We start from the raw sequence: 5,294 nt of genomic DNA, 5'->3' as shown, positions 1-5,294 counted from the left end.
ACCGACCCGATGAGCATCAGCGCCACAAGTTGCGGCCAGACCACCGACAGCCCGGCCCCACGGAACAACACCCCCTGTGCCAGCGCGATGAAATGCGTGTTGGGGGCCGCGAGCATGATGTATTGCACGGCTTGGGGCATCGACTCGCGCGGGGTGACGCCGCCCGACAGGATATCGAGCGGCAACAGCACCAGCAAAAGCAGCATGGCAAACTGCGGCATAGAGCCTGCGATGGTGGCCAGCAGGATCCCCATCGAGGTCGTCGCGAAGAGGTGCAACGCCGCGCCCACAAGATAGAGCGCAACCGATCCCCCGATCGGGATACCCATCCCCGCCTGAACCACCAGAGTGAGCGAAAGCGCCGTCGCCACCAGCACCACGCTGCCCATGCTGAGCACCTTGCTCGTCATGATCTCGGCGGCGGTCACGGGCATGACCAGCAGATGTTCCAACGTGCCGTGGTCGCGCTCACGGATCAGGGCGGCACCCGAAAGGATGATGGACAGCATGGTCACCGTACTGATGACCGAGGTCACCGCCCCGAACCAGGCCGGGTCGAGCGAGGGGTTGAAACGGGCCCGAACGGCCAGATCAACCGGCATCCCGACCGGGGCGGCATCGCGTGCCAGCCATCCGGCAATCTCCTGATTGACAATGGCGCTGATACTACCCGCCCCGGTAAAGGCCTGGCTGACCCGTGTCGCATCGACATTGAGCTGTAATTCGGGCCGGTTCCCGGCCAGCAGGTCGCGCTGGAACTCGGGCGGGATCACCAGCGAAAAGGTGTCGATCCCGGCATCCATCCGCGCATCCATTTGCGCGATGTCGATCTGGGCGGGCGGCATGAAATACGGCGGCAGGAACGCATCGGCCACCCGCCGCGACAGCGGCGAGGCGTCTTCGTCCACGATCCCGATCGTGGCGCTGTTGAGCGATTCGGGGATGGCGGTCGCGCTGACATAGACGTCGAGCGTGAAGGCATAGGCGACCAGCACCATCAGAAGCGGATCGCGCAACAGCCCGCGAATTTCCTTCAACGACAGTTGCAGAACATGCCTGAGCCGCATCGGTTATTTCTCCTGTTTGCGCACGAAGATGGCACCCAGCAGCACCACCACGGGCACAAGCGCCAGCATCGGCAGGAAAGACCCGCCCAGATCATCGAACCCCAGTGCCTTGGAAAAGGTCCCGCGCGAGATGGTGACGAAATGGCTGGTGGGATAGATTTCACCGATCACCCGACCCATGCCGTCCATTGACGCAACCGGATCGATGATGCCACCATATTGCATCGCCGGGATAAGCGTCGCCATGAAGGTGAAGAACAGCGCCGTGACCTGGCTTTGGGTGAAGGCGGAAATCAGCAGGCCCAGCCCGGTGGCCAGCACGACATAGATCAGCGCCCCGAGCGAAAGCGCGAGCAGGCTGCCCTTGACCGGCACCCCGAAGACCACCACCGCCAGCGCCAACAGCAAAAGGTAATTCATGAAACCCAGAACGACATAGGGCACCTGTTTGCCCAGCAGGAATTCCAGCCGTCGCGCCGGGGTGACATAAAGATTGACGATCGAACCCGTTTCCTTTTCGCGGGCCACGGACAGGACGGCCAGCGTGGCCGGAATCAGCATCAGCAACAGCGGGATCATCGCGGGCACCATGGCCGCCAGGCTCTCGACATCGGGGTTGTAGCGGTAGCGCACCTCAAGCGTGAAGTTACCCGCCACCGCTTGATCGCCAAAGACCTGACGCATCTGCTCGGTCAGCCAGTGGGCGTGCATCCCCTGGATATACCCGCGCACCGTATCGGCGCGCATCGGCATGGCCCCGTCGAACCACGCGCCAATGGCGACGGGGCGGCCGCGTTCAAGATCCGCGGCGAACCCCGGCGGAATTTCCAGAGCCAGACTGATTTCACCCGCCCGCATCCGGTAGTCAAGATCGGCATGATCGACAAGCGGCGGTTCCTCGTCAAAGTAACGCGACCCGGCCAGGTCGTTGACATAGGATTGGCTAAGGATGCTCCGATCGAAATCGAGTGCCGCGAATTTGAGGTTTTCGACATCCATGGACACGCCATAGCCCAGCACGATCATCAGGATCACGCTGCCGAGGCTGGCAAGCGTCAGGCGGATCGGATCGCGGCGCAACTCCAGCGACTCGCGCCATGAAAAGCTCAGCAGCCGCGCCAGGCTGAACCCCCCGCGCCGCCGCCGGGCGGAGGTGGCGGGCCCGGCGGAAAGCTCTTCTTTCATCTCGGGCGCAGGCGGGGTATCCTGATCCTGCGCGCGTTGCAGATGGTGGACAAAGGCATCGTCCAGCGTCTCTGCGCCGACCTCCTCGCGGATCGCTTCGGGCGTGTCGCTTACAAGCACGCGGCCCTGGTGCATCAGCGAAATCCTGTCGCAGCGCGTGGCCTCGGCCATGTAATGGGTGGAGATGAAGATCGTCACGCCATCGTTTCGGGACAGATCTATCAGCGATTGCCAGAAGATATCGCGCGCCACAGGGTCCACCCCCGATGTCGGCTCGTCTAGGATCAGGATTTCGGGGCGATGGATCAGCGCGACCGCCAGCGACAGGCGCTGACGAATACCCAGCGGCAGGCGCATCGGCAGGCTGTCGAGCACGTCTTCAAGATCGAACCGCTCAGCGAGTTCCGCGATCCGCGGCACGATCTCTGCGGATGTCATGTCGAAAAGCTGCCCGTGCAGATCAAGGTTCTGCCGCACCGTCAGCTCGGAATAAAGCGAGAAGGATTGCGTCATGTAGCCGATGCGCTTGCGGGTGGCCATGTCATGGGCATCGACCTTGCGACCGTAAATCTTCGTGGTGCCGTCACTCGGATCCAGCAGCCCGGTCAGCGCCTTCATGGTGGTGGTCTTGCCGCACCCGTTGGAGCCCAGAAAGCCGAAGATCTCGCCCCGCTTGATGCGAAAGCTCACCTGGTCCACAGCTGTGAAATCGCCAAACCGCACGGTAAGGTTCTCGGCCTCGATGACGTTTTCCCCGTCGGACGCCGGATCGCGCGGCGGGATGCTCAGGTCTTTGTGGCGGCTGCGGTTTTCCTCGGGCAGAAGTGCGATGAAGGCCGCATCCAGATCAGCGGCACCGGTGCGTTCCAGGATTTCGGCCGTGCTGCCGGTCGCCAGAACCTTGCCCGCGTCCATCGCCACCAGGTGATCGAAGCGCGCGGCCTCTTCCATATAGGCGCTCGACACCAGCAGGCTCATATGTGGGCGATCAGCGCGGATTCGGTCGATCAGGGCCCAGAATTCGCGCCGCGACAGCGGATCGACGCCGGTGGTCGGCTCATCAAGAACCAGAAGGTCGGGGTCGTGGATCAGCGCGCAGCACAGGCCCAGCTTCTGCTTCATCCCGCCCGAAAGCTTGGCCGCCGCGCGGTCGGCAAACGGGGCGAGACCGGTCGCCTTGAGCAGTTCGTCGATCCGCTGCGCGCGTTCCTGCGCGCCCTCGCCAAAAAGGCGCCCGAAAAAATCGACATTTTCGCGGACCGAAAGCGTCGGGTAAAGGTTCCGCCCCAGCCCCTGCGGCATATAGGCGATGCGCGGGGCGATGCGCGCGCGATGCCCGGCGCGGGCCATGTCGCCCCCCAGCACCTCGAGCCGCCCTTTCTGCATCCGCCGCGCCCCGACGATCAGCGCCAGAAGGCTCGACTTTCCCACGCCGTCCGGCCCGATGACGCCGACGGAACGGCCTGACGGCAGGTCGATCGAAACATCGTCCACGGCCCGGGTCTTGCCATAGCGGAGCGAGAGCCCCTCGGCACGCACCGCAGGCATGGAATCGGTCATTCCAGCACCTTGCCCTGCGCCGCCGCCGGCCAGGGCGCGGTCGGGTCAAGCCGCACCCAGGCGACGCCGGGAAGCCCGGTCTTGATCTGATCGAGATACCGCGCCAGCAGCTCCGGCGCGATCCTGGCCCGCACCCTGAACATCAGCTTCTCGCGCTCGATTTCCGTCTCGACCGTCTTGGGCGTGAACTGCGCCACGTCCGACACGAAGGAAACGCTGGCGGGGATGACGATGCCGGGTGCCGCATCCAGCAGCAAGCGCACCTCGGTTCCCAGCCCGATACGCCCCGCATCCGCCGTCGAAAGGAAAAACGTCATGTAAACGTCGTTGAGGTCCAGCATGTTGACAACGCGACCGCCGGCCCCCACGATTTCGCCCGCGCGCGCGACGATATATTGCACCCGCCCGGCACGCGGCGCTTTCAATGTGCTATCCTCGATCTGCACGTCGATCGCCTCGATCGTCGCCTGGGCCGCGGTCACCGCCGCCTCGGCCCCAATCACCGAGGCTTTCGCCGATGCGACCCCCGCCCGCGCCGCCGCAAGCGACGCCTGTGCAGAGGCAACCGCCGCCGCGGCGCCAAAGGCGTTGGCCCGGTCGATCTCGAATTGCCGTTCGGATGTGATGCTGTTCTGCGTCAGAGACTCGGAGCGCTCATACTGGCGCCGCGCGACATCCTCCTCCGCGCGGCGCTGTTCCAGAAGGGCCTCGGCCGCGCGTACTTCGGCCGCGCGCTGTTCGACAAGCAGCGTGGCGTTTTCCACGGCGATTTCAGCGCGGCGCAGTTCCGCCACCATCTGGTTGCGATTGGCCTGCAATTGCCGCGTGTCGAGCGTGGCCAGAGGCGCACCTGCCGTCACGAGCCCTCCTTCGTTCACAAGCACCGTGTCAATTCGCCCGGGCAGCTTGGCCGCAACGTCGATTTCGACCGCTTCGATCCGCCCGTTGCCGCGCGCGAATCCTTCCGCGTCCGTATCGGATAGGGTGCTTTGCCAGATCAAAAAGCCGGATACGGCGACAGCGATGACGATCGCGGCCATGATAACGGGTCTGTTTTTTGCCACTGGATACTCGCTTGTTGTGATGATTCGGGCGTGTTTTTTATTCTTGCGACGCGCCTGAACCCTAAATCATCCGCATGCGGTTTCACAACCGGATTGAACGGCGCATCCGTTACAGAACGATGTTGTCCACCCGTCCGAGCCGACCCCGGGCAAAGTCATAGGAAAGGCCCAGCAGGCCCAGAACTGAATCGATTTCGGGCTCATTTCTGGGCGCATAGACCATGACAGCCGTGGGCGGGATCATGCCCGCCGCAGCCATCGGATGTGGCTCTGCCCAGCCAAGATCGACGATCTTCGGCACCGCATCCTCTGGCAGCATCATGTGCAGGCTACCGTCCTGCGGCGGATGGACATGGGCGAACTCGGTGCCGATCATGAACGCCTCGCGGCAGCCGCAGCCGCGCCCGTGTTCGAGGCA

At 63.9% G+C, this 5,294-nt stretch carries 4 protein-coding genes; all 4 read right to left on the bottom strand.

The genetic code is table 11. From position 1 onward, the window contains the following. Positions 1–1,067, bottom strand: a 1,067-nt coding sequence (locus ABIE58_RS19900) for an ABC transporter permease (RefSeq protein WP_354546359.1), incomplete at its 3' end; no start/stop codon positions are given. A gap of 3 nt (positions 1,068–1,070) precedes the next feature. Beyond that, positions 1,071–3,812, bottom strand: a complete 2,742-nt coding sequence (gene rbbA, locus ABIE58_RS19895; RefSeq protein WP_065334264.1) for a ribosome-associated ATPase/putative transporter RbbA — start codon at positions 3,810–3,812, stop codon at positions 1,071–1,073. Beyond that, on the bottom strand, positions 3,809–4,852 hold the full coding sequence (locus ABIE58_RS19890; protein ID WP_065334265.1) for an HlyD family secretion protein: 1,044 nt from the start codon (positions 4,850–4,852) through the stop codon (positions 3,809–3,811). Before ABIE58_RS19890 ends, rbbA begins: the two co-directional genes overlap by 4 nt. 133 nt (positions 4,853–4,985) lie before the next feature. Beyond that, positions 4,986–5,294: luciferase domain-containing protein (locus tag ABIE58_RS19885; protein ID WP_354546358.1), on the bottom strand; the 309-nt coding region annotated here is incomplete at its 5' end.

This window comes from Roseovarius sp. MBR-78 (assembly GCF_040547535.1).
In the GTDB taxonomy this organism is placed as follows: Bacteria; Pseudomonadota; Alphaproteobacteria; order Rhodobacterales; family Rhodobacteraceae; genus Roseovarius.
The sequence above is the reverse complement of the archived record's forward strand: the minus strand, read 5'-3'. Positions and strand labels throughout refer to the sequence as shown.